Origin of the sequence: Parapedobacter brassicae (assembly GCF_051400755.1) — a bacterium.
GTDB lineage: Bacteria > Bacteroidota > Bacteroidia > Sphingobacteriales > Sphingobacteriaceae > Parapedobacter.
Map to the genome: position 1 here is coordinate 209,282 of NZ_JBLFFL010000005.1, position 21,192 is coordinate 230,473.

At 49.9% G+C, this 21,192-nt stretch carries 18 protein-coding genes; 14 read left to right on the top strand and 4 right to left on the bottom strand.

Annotated features, from left to right (window positions below):
• The first annotated feature begins 292 nt into the window (after positions 1-292).
• The 12 genes from ACMGDE_RS14980 (at position 293) to ACMGDE_RS15035 (ending at position 13,656) form a co-directional block, all read left to right on the top strand.
• Positions 293-1,696, top strand: coding sequence for an OmpA family protein (locus ACMGDE_RS14980; protein ID WP_436833704.1), 1,404 nt, complete (start codon positions 293-295; stop codon positions 1,694-1,696).
• Positions 1,697-1,851: 155 nt separating this feature from the next.
• Positions 1,852-2,037, top strand: a complete 186-nt coding sequence (locus tag ACMGDE_RS14985; protein WP_436833629.1) for a CsbD family protein — start codon at positions 1,852-1,854, stop codon at positions 2,035-2,037.
• Positions 2,038-2,108: 71 nt separating this feature from the next.
• Positions 2,109-2,882, top strand: coding sequence for a 5'/3'-nucleotidase SurE (surE, locus tag ACMGDE_RS14990; RefSeq protein ID WP_436833630.1), 774 nt, complete (start codon positions 2,109-2,111; stop codon positions 2,880-2,882).
• A gap of 267 nt (positions 2,883-3,149) precedes the next feature.
• On the top strand, positions 3,150-4,010 hold the full coding sequence (locus ACMGDE_RS14995) for a 1,4-dihydroxy-6-naphtoate synthase (RefSeq protein WP_436833631.1): 861 nt from the start codon (positions 3,150-3,152) through the stop codon (positions 4,008-4,010).
• A 128-nt stretch (positions 4,011-4,138) separates the two neighbouring features.
• Positions 4,139-7,429 carry a preprotein translocase subunit SecA gene (secA, locus tag ACMGDE_RS15000; RefSeq protein WP_436833632.1) on the top strand — a complete coding sequence of 1,097 codons (3,291 nt, stop codon included), beginning with the start codon at positions 4,139-4,141 and terminating at the stop codon, positions 7,427-7,429.
• Positions 7,430-7,443: 14 nt separating this feature from the next.
• A complete protein-coding gene (locus ACMGDE_RS15005) occupies positions 7,444-7,887 on the top strand; it encodes an SPOR domain-containing protein (RefSeq protein ID WP_436833633.1) in 444 nt (147 codons plus the stop codon).
• Between the two features lie 4 nt (positions 7,888-7,891).
• Positions 7,892-9,085: a M20 metallopeptidase family protein gene (locus ACMGDE_RS15010; protein ID WP_436833634.1), complete on the top strand. Its 1,194-nt coding sequence runs from the start codon at positions 7,892-7,894 to the stop codon at positions 9,083-9,085.
• Between the two features lie 17 nt (positions 9,086-9,102).
• On the top strand, positions 9,103-9,678 hold the full coding sequence (locus ACMGDE_RS15015; RefSeq protein WP_436833635.1) for a thiamine diphosphokinase: 576 nt from the start codon (positions 9,103-9,105) through the stop codon (positions 9,676-9,678).
• Positions 9,671-10,168, top strand: a complete 498-nt coding sequence (locus ACMGDE_RS15020; protein WP_436833636.1) for a GNAT family N-acetyltransferase — start codon at positions 9,671-9,673, stop codon at positions 10,166-10,168. Before ACMGDE_RS15015 ends, ACMGDE_RS15020 begins: the two co-directional genes overlap by 8 nt.
• A gap of 117 nt (positions 10,169-10,285) precedes the next feature.
• The gene (locus ACMGDE_RS15025; protein WP_436833637.1) at positions 10,286-11,014 is read left to right on the top strand and encodes a nucleotidyltransferase; all 729 of its coding nucleotides are present in this window, start codon (positions 10,286-10,288) and stop codon (positions 11,012-11,014) included.
• 8 nt (positions 11,015-11,022) lie between these two features.
• Positions 11,023-11,802 carry a metallophosphoesterase family protein gene (locus ACMGDE_RS15030; protein ID WP_436833638.1) on the top strand — a complete coding sequence of 260 codons (780 nt, stop codon included), beginning with the start codon at positions 11,023-11,025 and terminating at the stop codon, positions 11,800-11,802.
• A 66-nt stretch (positions 11,803-11,868) separates the two neighbouring features.
• Entirely contained in the window at positions 11,869-13,656 is a 1,788-nt protein-coding gene (locus tag ACMGDE_RS15035; RefSeq protein ID WP_436833639.1) for a glycoside hydrolase family 15 protein, read from the top strand.
• On the opposite strand, the gene ACMGDE_RS15040 is transcribed toward ACMGDE_RS15035, so the two are convergent.
• Complete coding sequence (locus tag ACMGDE_RS15040; RefSeq protein ID WP_436833640.1) at positions 13,646-15,841, bottom strand: bifunctional alpha,alpha-trehalose-phosphate synthase (UDP-forming)/trehalose-phosphatase; 2,196 nt, start codon at positions 15,839-15,841, stop codon at positions 13,646-13,648. The two genes, ACMGDE_RS15035 and ACMGDE_RS15040, sit on opposite strands and share 11 nt — an antisense overlap.
• A 272-nt stretch (positions 15,842-16,113) precedes the next feature.
• Here ACMGDE_RS15040 and ACMGDE_RS15045 point away from each other — a divergent pair, with 272 nt between their 5' ends.
• Positions 16,114-17,664, top strand: a complete 1,551-nt coding sequence (locus ACMGDE_RS15045; protein WP_436833641.1) for an FAD-dependent oxidoreductase — start codon at positions 16,114-16,116, stop codon at positions 17,662-17,664.
• On the opposite strand, the gene ACMGDE_RS15050 is transcribed toward ACMGDE_RS15045, so the two are convergent.
• Positions 17,661-17,918, bottom strand: coding sequence for a KTSC domain-containing protein (locus ACMGDE_RS15050; RefSeq protein WP_436833642.1), 258 nt, complete (start codon positions 17,916-17,918; stop codon positions 17,661-17,663). The two genes, ACMGDE_RS15045 and ACMGDE_RS15050, sit on opposite strands and share 4 nt — an antisense overlap.
• Positions 17,919-17,976: 58 nt before the next feature.
• On the opposite strand from ACMGDE_RS15050, the gene ACMGDE_RS15055 reads away from it, so the two are divergent.
• Positions 17,977-18,753 carry an SDR family NAD(P)-dependent oxidoreductase gene (locus ACMGDE_RS15055; RefSeq protein ID WP_436833643.1) on the top strand — a complete coding sequence of 259 codons (777 nt, stop codon included), beginning with the start codon at positions 17,977-17,979 and terminating at the stop codon, positions 18,751-18,753.
• Positions 18,754-18,757: 4 nt separating this feature from the next.
• On the opposite strand, the gene ACMGDE_RS15060 is transcribed toward ACMGDE_RS15055, so the two are convergent.
• Together ACMGDE_RS15060 and ACMGDE_RS15065 are read right to left on the bottom strand one after the other, a co-directional pair.
• On the bottom strand, positions 18,758-19,117 hold the full coding sequence (locus tag ACMGDE_RS15060; protein WP_436833644.1) for a response regulator: 360 nt from the start codon (positions 19,115-19,117) through the stop codon (positions 18,758-18,760).
• Between the two features lie 12 nt (positions 19,118-19,129).
• The gene (locus tag ACMGDE_RS15065) at positions 19,130-21,115 is read right to left on the bottom strand and encodes a PAS domain-containing sensor histidine kinase (protein WP_436833645.1); all 1,986 of its coding nucleotides are present in this window, start codon (positions 21,113-21,115) and stop codon (positions 19,130-19,132) included.
• Positions 21,116-21,192 lie beyond the last annotated feature (77 nt).

Genomic DNA, 21,192 nt, shown 5'->3' on the forward strand with positions numbered 1-21,192 from the left:
CGGGTGAGGGTATAGCGAGTGGTTTCAGGGGCTCCTGAATAAGGAATAAAAGCTTTTTGGTGGGTTGGATGGCAGGTAGATCAGGATAAAACCAGTATAAACAACTGTAATACAAGTAAATACGTTCTTTTTTAGTGTGTTTTTGAAGCCGGTTTTGTGTCGTTTTTTTGAAAAAATGATAAAAGAGGAAAAAACTGGAATAGTATTTGCAAATGTTGCGTGAATCAAACTATTGGTTATTTTTGCAAAAGAAATTAGACAATTAAAAATTTTTAACCTTAAAAAACAGAGTATGAATTATTCTACAATCAAAACGGCAGTAGCGTGCTCGCTTGTCGCAGCCTTAGGGTTGACTGAAACGGCACAGGCACAAGAGCCGACTGTATTTGGAGGAAGGTCCCAATACAGAACATGGTCTATTGGTGTTAATGGTGGTTTTACTACCCCATCAGTACTTATCGGTGGTTCGAATGCGTTTAACCAAAAAGTTGGCTTTGGCGGATACAAGCTTCGTGAGTATTACGGCGTTACCGTACGCAAGCAATTCTCAAGCTGGTTCGGTTTGGAAGGCGCGATCAATCGCGGTCGGATCTTTACCTACAACAACAATGGTGTAGGACACGCCTATTTATTCGATGCGCTAAACGGTGCACCTGCAGCTCCTGCTGGTGGATACCAGTCAGCTGAAACATCAGTACAATACGCCGCTAGCTTGAATGGTGTATTCCAATTGGCAACCATTGACTTTTTGCGTCGTGAAAACTCGGTTAACTTCTACGCGAGTGTAGGTTACGGATTGATGGCGTTCAACCCAGTGGGTTATACTGATGCAGAGGGTTCTGCAGGTGAGTGGGACAACAAAGGCCAGTGGGGTGAAGAATTCAATGCTGATCGTGAATTGACCGCTGACCGCGACTTCAAACGCGAAGCGTATATCCCGGTTGGTGTAGGCATGAAATTCAAGCTGTCTGACCGTGTGGCGTTGAACTTGGGTTACACGATGAACTTCGTGGATGACAAAGCATTGTTCGGTCCAGTTGTTGACCGCGCAGCTAACGACAAGTTCTCGTACACCTATGCTGGCTTGGAGTTCTCATTGGGATCTTCTTCGAAACCAGATTTGACTTGGCACAACCCGGTATCTACTTTGTATGATGAGTTGAAAGATCCTTCATTGCGCAACGAGCTTGAAGCATTGAAACAACGTGTATCTACATTGGAAGGCCTTGTTGATGAGTTGAGCCGTGACGAAGATGGCGACGGTGTCTCTGACAAGTTTGACAAGTGCGCAGGTACTCCTGCTGGTACGCAAGTAGACGGTGCTGGTTGCCCGATTAAGTTCCCAGAGCCTGAAGCTGACTCAACATTGTCTGGTACTTACTCGAACATCCAGTTCGAATTCGACAGCTCTGTATTGAAGACCGAGTCTTATGCTACGCTTGACCAATTGTCTTCAGAGTTGCGCGAAAGCGGTGCAACTGTAAACCTGGATGGCCATGCTTCAGCAGAAGGTACAGAGGCTTACAACATGACATTGTCACAAGACCGTGCTAATTCAGTAAAACAATACTTGGTTAACTCTGGCGTAGACGCTGCTAAGATTGTTGTTCAAGCGTTCGGTGAATCTGCTCCGATTGCTTCTAATGCAACTGAAGAAGGACGCGTACTTAACCGTCGTGTTGAAATCAAAAAATAAGTAAATCCATATAAGGATTGCCAATAAAAAACGGTCACCCAGCGATGGGTGACCGTTTTCGTTTTGGACGACGTTTTCAGTTGATTGGATTTTTTCCAAACTTTTGATCAGAACCCTTGTTGACTTATTAGCGATAACATAAAAAATATAAGGCTATGAGCAACTTGAGATTAAAAGGCAATTGGAATGAACTAAAAGGAAAAGTGAAACAACAGTATGCCGATTTGACGGACGATGATCTGTTGTACGAGGAAGGACAAGAAGAGGAGCTGATTGGCCGTATCCAAAAGAAGACAGGTAAGGCACGGGACGAAGTGGTCGATTGGCTAAACACCTTGTAAGGCGAATCAAAAATTGAGGGGGAAGCGTTACGAACAATTGTTCGTAACGCTTTTCTTTTTAACTTAGTCGCATGTCAAAAAAACGACCCGCCATACTCGTCGTCAACGACGACGGCATCACCGCTACCGGCATCAAGGTGTTGATCGAAGAAATGCAGAAAATCGGAGACGTAACGGTGGTAGCACCAGAAGGTCCTCAATCCGGCACGGGACATGCCATCACCATCGGTAAGCCGTTGCGTATCGACCGCATCTATATCTATCCGGATGTGGAGATGTACAAGTGCTCAGGGACGCCCGTGGATTGCGTCAAGCTTGCCGTCAATAAAGTATTCAAAGGCAGGAAACCCGATATTTGCGTATCGGGTATCAACCATGGACTCAACAATTCCATCAATGTCTTATATTCGGGTACGATGTCGGCAGCGGTCGAGGGGGCGATTGAGGGGATACCCTCCATCGGGTTTTCCTATGATGATTTAGAATACGATGCTGATTTCTCCCAGTGCCGTCCCCATGTAAAGAATATTGCTGAGCAGGTGTTGAAAAGAGGTTTGGCGAAGGGAACGTTGCTCAACGTGAACTTTCCAAAGACGGACCAGATAAAGGGGATAAAAATATGTCGGCAGGCGGATGCTAAATGGGCGGAGGAGTTTGACGAACGGAAGGATCCCAGCAACCGCAGTTATTACTGGCTTACCGGCGTATTTCAGCTGCGAGACAAAGGTGAGGACACGGATGTATGGGCCCTGCATAATGGATATGCCTCGATCGTACCGGTACAGTTCGATATGACGGCCCACCATGCAATCCCTGAGCTTAATTCCTGGGATTTTGAGATTTAATAACCCACTGGTGAAGCGGAATTCGTTTTGGTTTGGTTGCGCAATCGGCCTCGGGGCTCCCCTGGCGGCTCATGCACTTGCTTGGCTCGCCCCCATACATATTGGAATCGGCGATAAGCCTTTGAGTGTTTATGTCATCGCGGCGTTAATTAACCTATTGCTGGTACGGTTTTTCTATCGAAATGGACTTGAAGGAAGCGCTCGAGGGGTAATTTTGGTTACCTTTGTGGCTACATTGCTGCTCATGTTTACGGAAAAGTTGTCACGATGAAGCTATCGCTCGGATTCTCTCCCTGCCCGAATGACACGTTTATTTTTGATGCGCTCATCCACCACAAGATCGATACAGAAGGGCTGACGTTTGATGTGCACTATGAAGACGTGGAAACATTGAACCGCAAGGCATTCGGTGGCGAGCTGGACATCACCAAGCTGAGCTATCATGCGTACGCCTATGCAGTAGATCGGTATGTATTGCTGAACGCAGGAAGCGCCCTAGGTTTTGGCGTAGGGCCGTTGCTGATCTGTAAACGGCCGGCGCTGGCGGGGCAGTTGTCAGACGATGGTCGGTGGTCGGCAGATGCCGGGCAGTTAACGGTGGGTATTCCCGGCAAATACACCACGGCAAACTTCTTGTTGGGGTTGGCATTTCCGGCACTTAAAAACAAACAAGAAATGCTGTTTTCCGATATTGAGCAGGCCTTGCTCGATGGACGTATTGATCTTGGGCTCATCATTCACGAAAACCGATTTACCTATCAGCATAAGGGGTTATATAAGGTGATCGATCTGGGCGACTACTGGGAGAAAACCACACGTTCACCCATTCCCTTAGGGGGTATAGTAGCCAAGCGGCAACTGCCGGACGCAGTTAAGCACCGGATTGACCGGGTCATCCGCAGGAGTGTGGAGTATGCTTTTGCCAACCCAAAATCCGGGATTGATTTTATCCGCTCGCATGCGCAGGAAATGAGCGAGGAGGTGATGTACCAGCATATTGAATTATATGTCAATCAATTTTCGGTTTCGCTTGGTGACGAAGGCCGTGATGCCATCCGTACCTTATTTGACAACGCCTGGAAACTTCAGTTGATACCCGAGACGACCAATGAGCTGTTTCTGGATTAAGGGCCTATCTCAATTCTACTATCCCAAATCTCAATTCTAATAGCTAACTTTGCCCATTATGCCATATTGGCGGTGAGGTGGATTTGGTGCCATTATTGACCATATGGCCTGTTATTAAACAATACACGATGTTAACATTCTTAAGCAAAATATTTGGCAGCAAATCTGAGCGCGATGTCAAACATGTCCAGCCGTTGGTCGAAAAGATCAAGGAGGAATATGTTAAACTCGAAGGGTTGACTCACGATGAGCTTCGTGCCAAAACGGCTGACTTCAAGCGACGCATAGCGGAATATCTTGCGGATCTCGATAAGGAAATTGCTGACCTGAAGACCGAGGCCGAACAAGAGGGGATTGATATGGGTCAAAAAACGGCCATTTACGATCAGGTAGACAAGCTGGGCAAAGCACGTGATCAGAAGTTGGAAGAAGTATTGATGCAGCTGCTTCCCGAAGCGTTTGCGGTGGTCAAAGAGACAGCCCGGCGGTTTACGGAACATACGGAATTAGCGGTGACCGCCTCTGAATTTGATCGTCAATTAGCAACGACTAAACCCCATGTGCAAATCGCCGCTGACAAGGCGATCTGGAAGAATACCTGGACAGCCGCAGGTACCGAGGTGACGTGGAATATGGTGCACTATGATGTGCAGCTCATCGGCGGTATCGTACTGCACGAAGGGAAAATCGCTGAAATGGCCACGGGTGAAGGAAAAACATTGGTGGGCACGCTCCCGGCGTACTTAAACGCGCTATCGGGGCAAGGGGTTCACATTGTGACGGTGAACGATTACCTCGCCAGGCGTGACTCAGAATGGAATGGCCCGCTGTTTGAGTTTCATGGTTTGCGGGTGGATTGCATAGACAAACATCAACCGAATTCGCCTGCCCGGCGCAATGCCTATGCGGCGGACATCGTATTTGGTACGAACAATGAATTTGGATTTGACTACCTGCGTGATAACATGGCGCAATCACCGGAAGGGCTGGTGCAACGAAAATTGCACTTTGCCATGGTGGATGAGGTCGACTCGGTGTTGATAGACGACGCACGTACACCATTGATTATTTCGGGTCCCATTCCCCGGGGCGACCAGCATGAGTTTTATGAGCTTAAACCACGTATCGAACGATTGGTAAATACCCAAAAGGCATTTATAAACGGTGTGCTGAACGAAGCCAAAAAGGCGATTGCAGCAGGAGACACTGGCGTGGAGAGCGGCGGACTTGCACTCTTCCGTGCGCACCGTGGGCTTCCGAAGAACAAGGCGCTTATTAAATTTCTCAGTGAAGGCAACAACCGGCAGGTTTTACAGAAAACGGAAAATTATTACCTGCAGGAGCAGAGCAAAAATATGCCCAAAGCAGACGCCGAGCTGTATTTCGTGATCGATGAAAAGAACAATCAAGTCGAACTCACGGAGAAAGGCATTGAATTGATCACGGCCTCGGGTGAGGATACCAGTTTCTTCATCATGCCCGACGTAGGCACCGAAGTGGCTGAAATTGAAAAGTCTGGATTGAGCGCCGAGGAAAAATTGGCGAAAAAAGAAGAGTTGATGCGCGATTTTTCCATCAAGTCGGAGCGTATCCATTCCGTCAATCAGCTGTTGAAGGCGTATACCTTATTTGAGCGCGATGATGAATACATTATTGACGAAGGTAAAGTCAAGATCGTCGATGAACAGACCGGGCGTATCATGGAAGGCCGCCGCTATTCAGACGGCCTGCATCAAGCCATCGAAGCCAAGGAAAATGTGAAAGTGGAGGATGCCACCCAAACGTACGCCACCATCACCTTACAAAATTACTTCCGCATGTACCATAAGCTGGCGGGCATGACCGGTACGGCGGTTACGGAAGCGGGCGAGTTTTGGCAGATCTATAAACTGGATGTGGTGGAGATCCCGACCAATGTGTCTACGCAACGCGAAGATCGCCACGATCTGATCTACCGTACCGCACGTGAGAAGTATAATGCCGTGGCCGAGGAAATCCAACGCCTTACGCAAGAGGGACGCCCCGTGTTGGTGGGTACTACATCGGTAGAAATATCAGAACTGTTGAGCCGCATGCTTAAACTCCGCGGCGTGAAACACAACGTGTTGAATGCCAAACTCCACCAGCGTGAAGCCGATATCGTAGCCGAAGCCGGGCAAGCGGGTATGGTGACCATTGCCACCAACATGGCTGGCCGGGGTACCGATATCAAGCTTGGTCCAGGCGTAAAAGAGGTTGGCGGGCTAGCGATCATCGGTACCGAACGTCATGAGTCGCGCCGCGTGGATCGGCAGTTGCGCGGACGTGCGGGACGGCAGGGCGACCCCGGCTCATCCCAATTTTTTGTGTCGCTAGAAGATCCCTTGATGCGCTTGTTTGCGTCTGAGCGCATTTCCAATATCATGGTCCGCATGGGGGTAGAAGAAGGAGAAGTGATGCAGCATAGTATGCTCACCAAATCCATCGAGCGGGCGCAGAAAAAGGTAGAAGAAAACAACTTTGGCATCCGTAAGCGGCTGTTGGAATACGATGACGTAATGAATTCCCAACGTACGGTCATCTATTCCAAACGTAAAAATGCGCTGTTTGGCGAACGCCTGGATGTCGATTTGAATAACACCATTTTTGATGTGGTGGAGGATGTGGTAACGACCTACAAGGAGTCCGGCACGTATGACGATTTTGAGCTGGAGGTCATCCGCATATTCGCGCTTGATCCGGCAATCGATGCCGATGAATTTGCACACAGCAATATTGCCACGCTGACCGATAAACTCTTTGAAAGGATCATCACGTACTATCATGAAAAGGCGGATAAAATCGCTATACAGACACTTCCTGTGTTGACGGATGTGTTTGCCACGAGAGGCGGACAGATCGAGAATATTGTTGTGCCTTTCTCAGATGGTTTAAGAGGTATACAGGTAGCCGCCAACCTCAAAAAGGCGGTGGAATCTGGTGGCAAAGAAGTGTTTAAGTCGTTTGAAAAAGGTGTGGTCCTGGCGTTGATTGACGAAGCTTGGAAAGAGCACCTGCGGGATATGGACGAGCTGAAACAATCGGTTCAGAATGCGGTGTATGAACAAAAAGACCCGATCATCATTTATAAAATGGAGGCCTTTAACCTGTTCAAACAGCTTTTGGTCGAGATGAATAAGGAGGTGGTGGGTTTTCTCTTCAAGGGAGAGATACCCAACCAGCAACCGCAAGATGTACACGAAGCACGCCCGATTCCGCGTCAAGAGGCACGGGTGAGAGCCTCCAAACCCGAGTTGGTAGCGTCTGGCGGCGGTGCTCCGGCAGAGGATACCCGTGAGGTACAGCGCGTCCAACCCATCCGCAACGAGCAAAAGGTGGGAAGGAATGACCCCTGCCCTTGCGGAAGCGGCAAAAAATATAAAAATTGCCACGGCGCATAAATCAGATAACGGTCATGGTTAAAAAAAGTCTCATATTTATTGGATTGCTGGTCTGCTTTTGGTGCGTGGCCGGATATGCCCAGCAAAAGGGTCAGGTAGAGATCGTGGCTGACCCGCTGATCAGCCTCATGCAGCGCAGCCGTAAAGGCACCAACATTACCGCCACCTCAACGCGCAAGCCGCCAGTTGACAAGAAAAGCGCCACACGCTCCAAAGCCATGGGCTTCCGTGTCCAGATTTATTCGGGATCAGATCGTTCACAGGCGTATGCCGAGCAAGCCCGCTTCAAACGGCTGTATAAAGGTATAGACACGTATGTCAGTTATGAAGAACCTAATTATCGTGTGAAAGCGGGCGATTTTAAGAGCCGGGGTGAGGCCCAGGCACTCATGCAGGGACTTCGGAAGCAATTCAATAACGTGTTTGTCTTTACCGAAGAGATATACGTCTACCAATAGCGAAATGGAGAGACGAATGAAGGACAAAATCAGTGTGCTTGCCACCCAGATACACGGAAAGATCGTGACGCAGCGGCGGCACCTGCATCAGCATCCTGAATTATCATTTGAAGAATACCAGACCTCCGCCTTTGTGAAGGCGGAACTGGATGGCTTGGGAATCCCCTATCTCCCCATGGCCAATACCGGATTGGTAGCACAGATAACAGGCGAACAGCCCTCTGACAGAGTCGTAGCGCTACGCGCCGACATGGATGCGCTGCCCATTACGGAAATAGGAGGTCGCGAATACGGTTCGCAGCATACCGGTGTCATGCACGCCTGCGGGCATGATGCGCATACGGCATCGTTATTGGGCACAGCGCACATCCTTCAATCGCTGAAGGCAGAGTTCGGAGGCACTGTCAAGCTGATTTTCCAGCCTGGCGAAGAGCGTTTGCCTGGTGGGGCAAGCCTGATGATCAAAGAAGGGGTATTGCAAAATCCGGTGCCGCAGGCCGTCATCGGGCAACATGTGATGCCGCTGATTCCAGCGGGCAAGGTAGGTTTTCGGGCGGGTAAATACATGGCCTCCACGGACGAACTGTACCTCACCATAAAAGGAAAGGGCGGGCATGGCGCACAACCCCAACAAAATATCGACCCCGTGCTGATCGCAGCGCATATCATCACGGCTTTGCAGCAGGTAGTCAGCCGAATTGCTGATCCTAAAATGCCCAGTGTATTATCGATCGGCAAAGTCATTGCAAACGGCGCCACCAACGTGATACCTGATGAAGTATACATGGAAGGCACTTTTCGGACCTTCGATGAGCAATGGCGCCGGGAGGCTCACGTACGGATGAAAAAGATCGCCACAGGTATTGCCGAAAGCATGGGCGCAACGTGTGATTTTGAAGTGCGCATCGGGTATCCCTTCCTCGTCAATGCGGAAGCACTCACGGCTGATGTCCGGGGCTATGCCGAGGAGTTTTTGGGCAAGGAAAACGTAATGGACCTCGATCTATGGCTCGCGGCGGAGGATTTCGCCTATTATTCGCAAGTGGCTGATGCATGCTTCTACCGCTTGGGTACAGGCAATGAAGCCAAAGGCATTACCTCGGCAGTACATACCTCCACGTTTGATATCGACGAAAGCGCATTGGCAGTAAGTACCGGACTAATGGCTTATATTGCGCTGCGTCAACTGGGCAACTAACCTTAACGCATTGAGCGATGTCTTCGCATCATATTGTCAAAGAAGATCAAGAACCCGCTTTAATCATTGCGGATTGCGGTACGGGTCCCACTCCTTACTTGGAGCAGTTGCTCGAGTGGAGTCCAACGGTGATCACGCATCGTATATGCATTGACCAGATCACCGAATGGGGCATTAAAGTCGATGTCCTCATCGCCAATGAGTATGTTCGTATGCCGCAGGACCACATCTTGGTGTTACCATTGGCGACCACCTTTATAGAAGATGCGTTTCACTATTTAATCGGCCAAGACCGTCGTGCGGCGAACATTTTAGCGGACGATATCCAGCCCGAGCTGCTGCTCCGGTATGCTGACAGGATGAATATTACACAGTTATCCAACGGTGTACGCGTCATGACGGTCAAGTCGGGGTTCAGCAAATGGAAACCGAAGGGCGAATCGGTACTCGTCTATGGCGTGGAGGAGGTGCGAGCCACTCAAGGGTTGAAACGCATCAGCAATCACCATTATATGACCGAGGCGGACGGACTTTTTTCCATTTCGTTCGCCGAATCCCATGGGCTGATCGGTGAGTATTTAGCATATGAATGAGATAACCATCCGAGCGGCGACATCGGCGGATGTGATGATCATCCACCGGTTGGCCCACGAAATCTGGTGGCCAACATATGGCGACCTGCTGGCACATGACCAGATCGTCTTTATGCTGGAGAGGATTTATGCCGAAACCAGCCTGCGGGCGCAGTTAGAAGCGGGGCAACGGTTTTCGTTGGCCATGCAGGGTGTCACGCCCGTCGGGTTTGTCGGATTCCAGCCGGCATCCGGCGATGCGCACATCATGCGGATTGAGAAACTGTACATCCTCCCAGCTGTACAGGGCCAAGGCGTCGGAACGCGGTTGCTTCATCACGTGGCAGCAGAAGCTTCAGCTGCCGGCCGGCATAGTTTGGAGCTAAACGTTTACCGGCATAACCCTGCCAAAGCATTCTATGAGCGGCACGGATTTGAGGTCGTCGCGACCGTAAAAATCCCCTACTTTGGCTATACGTTGAACGACTACGTGATGCAGAAGCAGCTTTAGCAAACGATTCAGTCGGTTTTTCAGCCTACTTTTTTGGGTAATTCCAAACAATGGCAACCCTATGTTTGTCTCTACCTGAGAAGCGTGCCCCATGCGGGGGAAGCGCAGATAAGGCAAATGATCGACGAAAAAGTAATTTCCATTTATTGCGATGCGTTGACCGTACTGCAGGATAATCAATGTGATTTTTTGATCGGAGGCGGATACGCTGTTTCCCATTATGTCGGTGCCAGGCGGGTGACCAAAGACCTGGATATTTTCTGCCTGCCGCAAGAATATCCAAAAATCCTCAAGTGTTTTGCAAATAGCGGATACCGCACCGAGTTGACCGATTCGCGGTGGCTGGCTAAAGTATTCAAAGAAGAGCACTTTATTGACATCATTTTTGACACGGTAAACAACATATGCAAAGTCGATGAAACGTGGTACACCTATGCGGTGGATGGCGATTTTTACGGTAAGAAGGCCAAGTTTGTTGCACCGGAAGAATTGATATGGTGTAAGATATATGTACAGAACCGCGAGCGCTATGATAGTGCGGACATCAACCACTTGCTATTAAAGACGGGGTCTCGGTTAGACTGGGCCCGGCTTTGGAAGCGACTGGATAACCATTGGCACCTATTGTTGGCCCAACTGCTCATTTTCCAGTTCGTATATCCCTCAGACTACCGGCAGATCGTACCGGATTGGCTATTTCAGGACCTGATCAGCCGGGCCGTGGAGCAATATGATTTGCCGCCCTCCCTGGAGAAAGTGTGCCGTGGGCCGCTTATCGATCAAACGCAATATGAAGTGGATATCAAAGAATGGAATTATAAAGCATACACGATAAAGACAGTGTAACCTTGCTTATGGACGTAAAGAAAAGACGTATACGAATAGCAGCGATAGGCGATTTGCATGTGCGCGAGACCGACCGCGGAAAATGGAAAGACTTCTTTGCTGCGATCAATAAGGAAGCGGATGTGTTGGTCATCGCCGGCGATATTACAGACACTGGCGACGAAGACGAAGCCATCTTATTTACAGAAGAGTTAAAAGGAAACAACATCCCAATAGTCGGTGTATTGGGTAATCATGATTACGAGAAAGGTCGCCATAAAATCATCAAAGAAGTACTCCAGCAAGCCAATATGCAGGTGCTGGATGGCGAGTCTACCATTATCCATGGGGTTGGATTTGCCGGGATTAAGGGATTCGGCGGGGGCTTTGGCGCCAGAATGCTTGCCCGGTTTGGCGAAGACATGATGAAATCATTCGTACAGGAAGCGGTAGATGAGGGGCTGAAGTTGGAAAGGGCATTATCTCGGTTGGGTCAACATCATGGCGGGGTTGCCAAGATCGCCATTATGCACTATGCCCCTATTCCAGAAACCGTAGAAGGCGAGCCGCTGGAGATATACCCCTTTTTAGGTTCATCACGGTTACTGGAACCGCTACAGCACACCAAAGTTGCAGCGGTGTTTCATGGCCATGCGCACATGGGTCAATACGAAGGGCAGACCCCGGACGGCACCAGCGTGTGGAACGTCTCATTGCCCATCCTGGCGCGCCAGGGAAAACCCTACCCTTTCCACCTGATGGAAGTAGAGGCAGTGCAAGAGGAATCGGGAAGCATGCCGATAAAGTAGAACGTGTTTGTTATCTTTGAGCGACACGCGCTGAAAGCACCTTTTTCATACACCTAACATTGATGCATGGATAAACGACATGTTTATAATAGCGGAATCATCGGTAACTGCGCTTATTTGGCGCACATTCAGAAAGACACGAATGTTTCTTGGCTCTGTTGGCCATCTTTTGATAGTTCGTTTGTTTTCGGGAGCCTCTTAGACGCCAATAGAGGCGGGCAGTTTTCCATATTGCCAGTCGGCGAGTACGCCAGCAAACAATACTATGTGGAGAACACGAATGTCTTGTGCACCGAGATCACGGCTGCCGACGGCAGCTATCGGATTACAGATTTCGCCCCCCGGTTTAGGCAATATGAGCGCTATTTCAAACCGCTGATGCTCATCCGGAAAATCGAGCCTTTGGATAACCGGCCACGTATCCGCGTGGTCTGCAATCCGGTGGGGGCCTATGGCCAGCGACCGTTTGACAAACACCGGGGCAGCAACCATGTAGAATTTGCCAATGGTGAGGAACATATGCGGTTGACGACCAACGTACCGGTCAGTCATTTTTTCGGTGAGGAATCATTGGTGCTGAGCGAAACCAAGTACCTGGTGCTTACCTACGGACAGCCGCTCGAAGCGCCCCTTGAGCGTACCGCTGAACATTTTCTCCGGGAGACGGTCGGCTATTGGCGCACCTGGATAAAGCACGCAACCATATCGCCCTTTTACCAAGAGGCCGTCATCCGCTCAGCGCTTGCCATGAAAATCCACCAATATGAAGATACGGGCGCCATCATTGCGGCAAGTACCACGAGTTTGCCTGAGTATCCCGGCAGTGGGCGCAATTGGGACTACCGCTACTGCTGGCTCCGCGACAGCTATTACGTCATCACCGCACTGAACCATATTGGCCAGTTTGAAGAGATGGAGCGATATGCCAATTACATCACGAATATTACCCACGCCGATCGGGGAAGGCTTCAGCCGCTTTATGGCATAAATGGCCAGTTTGACCTGACCGAACAGGTATTGGACAGTTTGGACGGGTATCAGGGGAATACCCCCGTGCGGGTAGGCAACCAAGCCTACGAGCATATCCAAAACGATGTGTATGGACAGGCGATGATCGCCTTATTGCCGCTATATACCGATTACCGCTTTGTTTTCAAAGAGCGCTCGGATGCAGGGCGATGGGTAGATTACATTCTCCAAAAAATCGAGAAGACCATCGATGAAAAGGACGCAGGAATTTGGGAATTCCGAAATTTTGCCAATCATCACTGCTATTCAAACCTCTTCCAATGGGCGGGAAGCTCCGCTGCCAGTAAGATCGGCACCATTATCGGCGATCAACAAATGGTCAGCAAGGCAAACGCGCTGATGGAACGCGCGGCGCACTACATCGAGGCGTGTTATGATGCCGGACGGCAGGTATATACCAATGCTGCCGGAAGCCCCTATTTGGATGCCAGTACCCTGCAACTCATTATGATGCATTACCTCGATCCAGCATCGGACAAGGCCCGCAATCATTTGAAGGCATTGGAGCGCGAGTTGAAGACACCGGAGGGGCTTTTCTACCGCTACCTGCACTCGGATGATTTTGGTAAGCCAAAATCGACATTTTTAATCTGTGCATTTTGGTATGTAGAGGCGTTGGCCTGTGTCGGGCGTGTGGATGAGGCGGTTGCCACGTTCGAGCGACTGCTCGCGTATAGCAATCACCTGATGCTTTTCAGCGAAGATATCGATGAATCGGATGGGAGCCAATGGGGAAACTTTCCTCAAGCCTACAGTCACGTGGGGCTCATGAATGCGGCGTACCGGATTTCGATGAAACTGGATCGGCCCATTTTTATTGGTTGACCAACGGGCTGAGTGCAGCGAGTTTTTGCAGCAAGGTCCGTACATCTTGCTGCTGCTTGAGATAAAATCGGGCAGCGGACACTTCGGTTCCTACTTTTATCGTATAGGCCTCCGGCGGGAGCGCCTGAAACGTGTCTTCATCCGTACGGTCATCGCCTATTGATAAAATGAAATCATACCGATTTTCATGGAGGATATCCAGGGTTGCCCGGCCCTTGTTTACTTCCGCGCTGCGTATTTCGACCACTTTGTCGCCATCCAGCAGTTGCAAGCCATAGGCCGTAGCATAATTGCGGAGGCTCTCGATCAGCTCATGCGCCCGTAACGGGCCTAGGTCGCGCTGTACCTTGCGATAATGCCAGGCCAGGGAGAAGCTTTTTTCTTCTACGAAAGCACCGGGGGTGCGGTCGGCATATGACTCCATGAGCGCACCAACGTCTGTTTTCCACACGCTGGAGAGCCCGCTCTTGAGTCGCCATTGAGCTTCGGGCTCCTTGGTCCAAACCCCGTGCTCAGCTATTAAGCTGTACGGCCTGCCGCAAAACCATTTTTCGAGTGTATCGTGTTTTCGCCCGCTGATAATGACCAAATGATTATTCATGTCCGACTCCAAGGTATCCAGCAAATGATAGAGCTCATCATCAGGAGAGGCTTTGTCGATATCATCTTGGAACCCCACCAGCGTACCGTCATAATCGAGCAACAGTAGCCTGCTGCTGGCCTGTTGGTATTGCGTGATGATGTGTTCTTCAATGCTTGCTCCTACCAGTCTGGCTTTTGTTGTTGATTGCACGTTTTTTATTTCTTCTAATCTATTCATAAATAAGGTTGCCCAATGTTGCACATTGAATTTGAAAACGATCTCTCGCATGGCTTTCATGCGCTTTTTCATTTCTGCGGCTGGCATATTGAACGCATTCAGCAACGCATCGCGGATATCATGGATGTCATTCGGGTTGACAATGAGGGCATCGATAAGTTCTTTTGCCGCTCCGGCCATCTCGCTTAGGATCAGCACGCCGGTTTCGTCGTTTCGACTGGCAACATACTCCTTGCTCACCAGGTTCATCCCGTCACGCATGGGGGTGACCAAACACACGTCGGCAACGTTGTATAAAGCCGAAATTTCCGTCACCGGATAGCCGTGGTAGAAATATGCTACCGGATGCCAGTCGTACGCCCCATACTGGGCGTTGATGTGACCGACCAAGCGGTCAATGCGGTCTTTAAGCTCCCGGTATTGGGGCACGGTATCGCGTGAGGGTACGACCACCATATAGAGCGTTACTTTCTTATGGTAGGCGGGATTTTCGAGTAAGAAGAGTTCAAATGCTGCCAGCCGCTGCAAGATGCCCTTACTGTAATCTAACCGGTCGATAGAAAGGACGATTTTCTGACCCGCAAATGTCGATTTTAGTTCTGCGACCCGTTTCACCACGGCTTCTTCAGCCGATAGGGCGGAAAATCGCTTACTGTCAATGCCCATCGGATAGGGCTCGGCAAAGATCGTGCGACCGTCTACTTCCAATCGGTTTGAATTGTTGCTGGTCGTAGTGAGCCGGGTAGCAGAGCTGATAAAATGGCGGACATCATCAAAGGTGTGGAAGCCTAACAAATCGGCGCCCAGCATCCCGTACAGCAGTTCCTTTCGCCAGGGAATGAGCCGAAAAAGCTCCTGCGACGGGAAGGGAATATGCTGGAAGAAACCAATAGCAGCATCCGGAAGCGCGTTGCGGAGCAACCCCGGCAATAACAGCAATTGGTAGTCCTGAATCCAAATCGTGTCATGAGGCCCAGCATGTTGAAGCACGATATCACAGAATTTTTCGTTTACCCGCACATATGTTTCCCAATTGGCAAGGTCATAATTGGCATAGGAAGGGATATAATGAAAAATGGGCCACAGCACCTCATTGGAGAATCCTTCATAAAAGCCCTTGATTTCTTCTTCATCCAAAAATAAGGGTACCAATCGTTTTTCTTTCAAGATTGACGCAAAGTAATCGCGTTGTCGTTCATCCTCGAGGGAGATTCCGGGCCAGCCGATCCAGCTGTTCTCTCCTTGTGCGTGTATTGAAGCCAATCCGGTGGCCAATCCTCCCTCACTGGGGTGCAGGGCATAGCCATTTCCTTCTTCAGTGATTTTGACGGGCAAACGATTGGATACAATAATAGTCCTACTCACTTCTGTTGCTGTTGAGATCAGTTAATTTATTACCATCGCCTGCTCGTTCACGGACAGTCCAATATTGCGTTTGGTAGAAAACGATGTCCGATTCGAACGTAGGCGTATTGGCATAACAGGGATATGCCGTATCAGCTCCCAATATAGTTATAAACAAGTGAAGCGCCAAAAGTTTGGCGCATTATCAGCCGTTTCCGTCCTTTTTTTGCCAGGCGGATGACACATTAAACAATCCCGATGCTTCCATGTTATCACAAGAAAGGACAGTAACTATGAAGAGAGATGGAGTGTTGCCAAGTTTATGGCAATATACGAGCCGGACCGCAGCACGACAACCACACAGGGCGGCTAACCTAGCAGATCGGGCATGGGATGTGCTGATCGTGGGCGGTGGGATTACCGGGTTAACCACAGCGCTGCGGTTGCAAGAAGCCGGATTGGATTGCGCCGTAGCCGAGGCTCATCAGATAGGCTTTGGCACCACCGGTGGGACGACCGCCCACATCAATACGATGTTGGATACACCGTATCATACCATTGAAAACGATTTTGGGGCGGCAAATGCGCAGCTGGTGGCTGATGCCGCGCGGGCGGCTCGCGATTTGATTGCCAGCAACGTATCCACCTATCAGATCGCATGCGATTTTGAATACAAAGAAGGAGTCCTATTCGCGCAGACCGAAAAAGAGGCGGCGGAACTCGAAAAGATTTATACAGCATCCCTGCGGGCCGGTGTGGAGGTAGCACGTACAGAAAATATACCGATCCCCCTAAGCTTCCGTCAAGCGATCAAATACCGTAAGCAAGCCCAAATGCATCCGCTCGACTACCTATCTGCGCTGGCGGACCGCTTTACGCAATGCGGAGGCATGATATTGGAAAATACGAGGGTAGAAGATGTCGCGCGTGCTGCGGGTCATCACCGGATCCAGACAAGCGCCGGCGTTATGCGGGCTCAGCACCTGGTGTATGCCACCCATATACCCCCCGGGGTCAATATCCTCCATTTTAGATGCGCTCCCTACCGGAGCTATGTATTGGCTGTGCAGCTCACCGATGGCCAATACCCCGATGCGTTGGCCTATGACATGCAAGATCCTTATCATTATTTTCGAACCCATCGGATCGACGGGACGCCGTATTTGATCGTCGGAGGGGCAGACCATAAAACCGGGCATGGCGATCCACAGGGTTCGTTCCGCGAGTTGGAGGCTTATGTCCGCAAGCACGTTGACGTGTCGTCGATTGACTATCGTTGGTCTGCGCAATATGTCGAGCCGGCCGATGGCCTGCCTTATATCGGGAGGCTTCCGGGAGGCGATGAGCATACGTATGTGGCCACTGGGTTCAGTGGAAACGGAATATTGTTTGGAAGTTTTTCGGGCATATTATTGACAGACCTCATCCTCGGCAAAGAAAACCCCTATGAAAAGCTATTTTCGCCATCGCGCGTTAAACCTGTTGCAGCGTTTAGCAATTTCATAAAGGAGAGCGCGGACGTGGTTTATCGGTTTGTTGCAGACCGGATAGCCGTGGAGCAATTGGGTACGCTGGCGGAATTGCCTCCTGGAACAGGCGCCGTGGTAACCTATCAAAATGAACAAGTAGCGCTGTATAAATCACGTGATGGCGCCCTTAGTGCGCTAAATCCGGTGTGTACCCATGCAGGATGCATCGTGGCATGGAACGATGCCGAGAAAAGCTGGGACTGCCCCTGTCACGGCGGGCGTTATGATGTTCATGGCAACGTGCTGACCGGACCGCCCCGGAAGGACCTGCAGGTCATCCCCATTACCCAAGATGACGTCGCAACTAAACGCTAAAGTCGCTGGAACGGAAATTGTCCTGAAATATACTTGTTGAAATACCTCCCCTTTGACCGCGCTTGTCTCAGTCCGATATGTACCGATGCCGGAACTTCATAATAAGTATACACGGCCCCTGTCTGAAAGGTGATTTTGAGGGTGTTGCTGTCTTCGTTATATTCGATATGTTTGACCACGCTTGAAGGCATATCCGGTGTGTATAAAGCATTAACCTCATCATCCGCCGGTTTGTTTGGGACGGTGGTAGTCATCGAAACAAATGACGACGGTCTCCTGTTATCCTATTGAATTTACAACACCATCAATCACATGGACAAGCTAAAAGATAAGGTCGCGTTGATTACGGGCTCGGACTCGGGTATTGGGCGGGCCATCGCCCTGGCATTTGGCGCCGAGGGCGCGAAGGTGGTCGTCACCTATCGCACCGACGAAGCCGGCGGAAAACAAACGGCCGAGGATATCCGGGCGATGGGAGGAAACGCCATTTGCCTTCACTTGGATGTGAGTGACGAAATGGCCGTAGCCGAAGTTTTTGATCAGATCATCCACCAATACGGGCAGGTCGATATCCTGGTCAATAACGCGGGGGTCAATGGCAGCGATGTACCGGTTGCAGACATGAGCACCGCCACGTTTGACAAATGCATAAAAACAAACCTGTATGGTCCCTTTTTTTGTTGCCGCGAATACCTCCGTCGCAGGCGTGACGCCTCATCCGAAGGCAGCATGATCTTCATAAGTTCCATTCACGAAGACATCAACACAGCAGGAAATGCGGATTACAATGCCTCGAAAGGCGGGCTCAAAAATTTCAGTCGCAGCCTTGCGCTGGAGCTGGCCGACAAGCAGATACGGGTAAACAACATTGCTCCGGGGATGATCTTGACCAAAATGAACCAGGCGGCCATAGCGGATGATGCCGTGCGAAAAGAGAAGGAACAGCATATTCCCATGAAACGTGCTGGCAAACCGGAGGATGTAGCTCAGGTAGCGGTATTCCTGGCATCGGCAGACAGCAGCTATGTGACCGGCGCCACGTACGTGGTGGATGGCGGACTGATGATCCACCTTGGACAGGGCGCATGAGTGTTCAGGCAATCTGCTGCCCGATACGGAAAACAAAATTATCAATGTCGAACGGCTTGGCAATAAAGTCCACCGGTTTGCACGCATCACTATCATCCAACTGATCGTAATGGGCCGACATCATCACGATAGGGGTCTGCCGCGTAGCATCATTGGATTTCAAGTGCCTGCACAGATCGAGGCCATTGCCGTCCGGAAGCATGATGTCCAATATATACAGATCTGGGCGTATGGCAGCCACCGCTTCTAGGAAGGTAGTGGCCGTTTCAAACGAAATGACTTCAATTTCATTATCCTCGAGAATGTATTCAATCAGTTCCCGAATACTCGGATTGTCTTCTACGACAACGACCTTTTTTTTCATTTTTGTACTGTTTTAGCTACCTGACTTCTCCGTTGCCACCTTCGGCACCGTAAAATAAAATTCACTCCCACTACCCAACTCACTTTGACATAGAAGTTGTCCGCCGTGTCCGGCAATAATTTGTTTGCTCAAGAACAGTCCTAAGCCCAGGCCCGGCACTTTTGCCCTACTGTCCTCTACGCGGTAAAACCGTGTAAATAGTCCCGCCCGTTGCTCTTCATTCATTCCGGTGCCTTCATCCCTCACCTTAATTTGAACATGATCACCTTCATCGACCAAGCTCACGTATACGTTGTTTGACTGTGGCGAGTATTTAATCGCATTGTCCAGAAGATTGGTCAGCACCTGTTCAATCCGTTGCTTATCTGCAAACACCATCGCCTCATTCATTGCGTCATCGAAAAGAAAACGATGGTCTGCAAAGGTATGGCGGAAGGTCTCCAATACATCCATCACCAACACCCTGCAATCAAACGCCTCCATATGAAAGGGCAGGCTAGTGTTTTCAACCCTTGACACATCAAGCAAGTCTGATACCAAGTTGTTGAGTTTCTCCACCAACTTGATCGTTTTGTGGATAAATTTGTCCAACAGCGGATCCTGAGATTTTTTCTGAAGGATCTGAAGAAAACCGCCTATGGATGTCAACGGGGTCTTCAGTTCGTGGCTTGCCAATGCGATGAATTCGTCTTTCTTTTGGCTTAAGCTTTTTACTTCGTCAAATAGCTTGGAGTTGTCCAGCGCTATTGCCGCTTGAGAAGCAATGCTATTGACGAGTTCTTCATGCCTGCTATCGAACATGCCCGGTTCGGGATGCCCGAAGAAGAGCTCTCCGACGACCAATCCGTTCGAAGAGGTGACAGGCACCTGCAAATAGCTGCTCACTACAGGGCGTTGTTTTTCCGGTAGGCGGTCATCAAGCGCCAAGGACATGTGTCTTTCGTTTCGAATGTCTCTTAGATTGATGGCGCTTAACTGCGTTTGTACGGGTTCACCCGATAACGCGCCTTCGCCCTCGAAGATCGCCGCCGAGATGCCGGACAAGGCATAACGTGTGACGGCCTTTCCCTCTTCGTTTTTCGCGTGATAAAAGAATGCCCCGAACGCAGCGCCCGTGAGGTTAGTAGTAGCATCCACCACATATTGCATTATTTTAGAGACATCCAATTTCTCTGAAATGGATTTGCTGATGGAATTGATCGCTTCGAGGTTGCTGGCATACAGTCGTATTGCCGCTTCGGCATTGGCCTGCTTCGTAATGTCCCGTGCAATCTTCGAGGCTCCCACTATCCGGCCACTACTATTTTTCACAGGAGATACGGTCAACGATACGTGTATTTCTTCGCCCGTTTTGCTTAGCCTAACGGTGCGAAAATGATCAACTTTTTTGCCGCTTCTGATCTGACTGAGTATATGGGTTTCCTCATCGATCCGTTCCTTGGGAATCAGTATGGTGATTGGTTTTCCGATCGCCTCCTTCTCCGTATATCCGAAGATCTGTTGCGCTCCCTTATTCCAGCTGGTGATGATCCCATCTAGGTTTTTGCTGATGATGGCATCATCTGAAGACGCGATGATCGAAGAGAGAATGGCCTGTTTGGTATCCTGCTCATCTTTGTAAGTGATGTCAATAAGGAACGCGCAACCACCGGATAATCCATTTTCCTGATGAACGTGCCTTGAATGGACCAGTATTTTCCGGCGTGTTCCGTCAGGCCGCTCGATGATCATTTCCAGCTGTTTGGCGGGTGTCTTATGCTTAATGACCTTCGCCATAGGGCATTGCCCATGCGTCATGATCGAGCCATCTACGTGGAATGATTTCCATGCCCCACACCAGGCATCTTGGCCGATTACCGGTTCGCGACCCCAAAGTTGAGCGGCTGCTTCGTTGAAATAGGTAATAAATCCCTGGTGATCACAGGTATACATGGCTATGGGTGCCTCTTCTATCAGCCATTTTTTATAGCTATCTTGGATACGATCTTCAATTACCATGTACCTAATAAGTTGCTGTCACTAACGCCGCGTTTTAATAACAAACATTTTTAATGCAGCAGGGTTTGGAACTGGTG

What these genes read in the sequence shown, in the direction of transcription:
- ACMGDE_RS14980 (WP_436833704.1), top strand. Translation starts at nt 293, where the DNA reads ATGAATTATTCTACAATCAAAACGGCAGTAGCGTGCTCGCTTGTCGCA.
- ACMGDE_RS14985 (WP_436833629.1), top strand. Translation starts at nt 1,852, where the DNA reads ATGAGCAACTTGAGATTAAAAGGCAATTGGAATGAACTAAAAGGAAAA.
- surE (WP_436833630.1), top strand. Translation starts at nt 2,109, where the DNA reads ATGTCAAAAAAACGACCCGCCATACTCGTCGTCAACGACGACGGCATC.
- ACMGDE_RS14995 (WP_436833631.1), top strand. Translation starts at nt 3,150, where the DNA reads ATGAAGCTATCGCTCGGATTCTCTCCCTGCCCGAATGACACGTTTATT.
- secA (WP_436833632.1), top strand. Translation starts at nt 4,139, where the DNA reads ATGTTAACATTCTTAAGCAAAATATTTGGCAGCAAATCTGAGCGCGAT.
- ACMGDE_RS15005 (WP_436833633.1), top strand. Translation starts at nt 7,444, where the DNA reads ATGGTTAAAAAAAGTCTCATATTTATTGGATTGCTGGTCTGCTTTTGG.
- ACMGDE_RS15010 (WP_436833634.1), top strand. Translation starts at nt 7,892, where the DNA reads ATGGAGAGACGAATGAAGGACAAAATCAGTGTGCTTGCCACCCAGATA.
- ACMGDE_RS15015 (WP_436833635.1), top strand. Translation starts at nt 9,103, where the DNA reads ATGTCTTCGCATCATATTGTCAAAGAAGATCAAGAACCCGCTTTAATC.
- ACMGDE_RS15020 (WP_436833636.1), top strand. Translation starts at nt 9,671, where the DNA reads ATGAATGAGATAACCATCCGAGCGGCGACATCGGCGGATGTGATGATC.
- ACMGDE_RS15025 (WP_436833637.1), top strand. Translation starts at nt 10,286, where the DNA reads ATGATCGACGAAAAAGTAATTTCCATTTATTGCGATGCGTTGACCGTA.
- ACMGDE_RS15030 (WP_436833638.1), top strand. Translation starts at nt 11,023, where the DNA reads ATGGACGTAAAGAAAAGACGTATACGAATAGCAGCGATAGGCGATTTG.
- ACMGDE_RS15035 (WP_436833639.1), top strand. Translation starts at nt 11,869, where the DNA reads ATGGATAAACGACATGTTTATAATAGCGGAATCATCGGTAACTGCGCT.
- ACMGDE_RS15045 (WP_436833641.1), top strand. Translation starts at nt 16,114, where the DNA reads ATGAAGAGAGATGGAGTGTTGCCAAGTTTATGGCAATATACGAGCCGG.
- ACMGDE_RS15050 (WP_436833642.1), bottom strand. Translation starts at nt 17,918, where the DNA reads ATGACTACCACCGTCCCAAACAAACCGGCGGATGATGAGGTTAATGCT.
- ACMGDE_RS15055 (WP_436833643.1), top strand. Translation starts at nt 17,977, where the DNA reads ATGGACAAGCTAAAAGATAAGGTCGCGTTGATTACGGGCTCGGACTCG.
- ACMGDE_RS15060 (WP_436833644.1), bottom strand. Translation starts at nt 19,117, where the DNA reads ATGAAAAAAAAGGTCGTTGTCGTAGAAGACAATCCGAGTATTCGGGAA.
- ACMGDE_RS15065 (WP_436833645.1), bottom strand. Translation starts at nt 21,115, where the DNA reads ATGGTAATTGAAGATCGTATCCAAGATAGCTATAAAAAATGGCTGATA.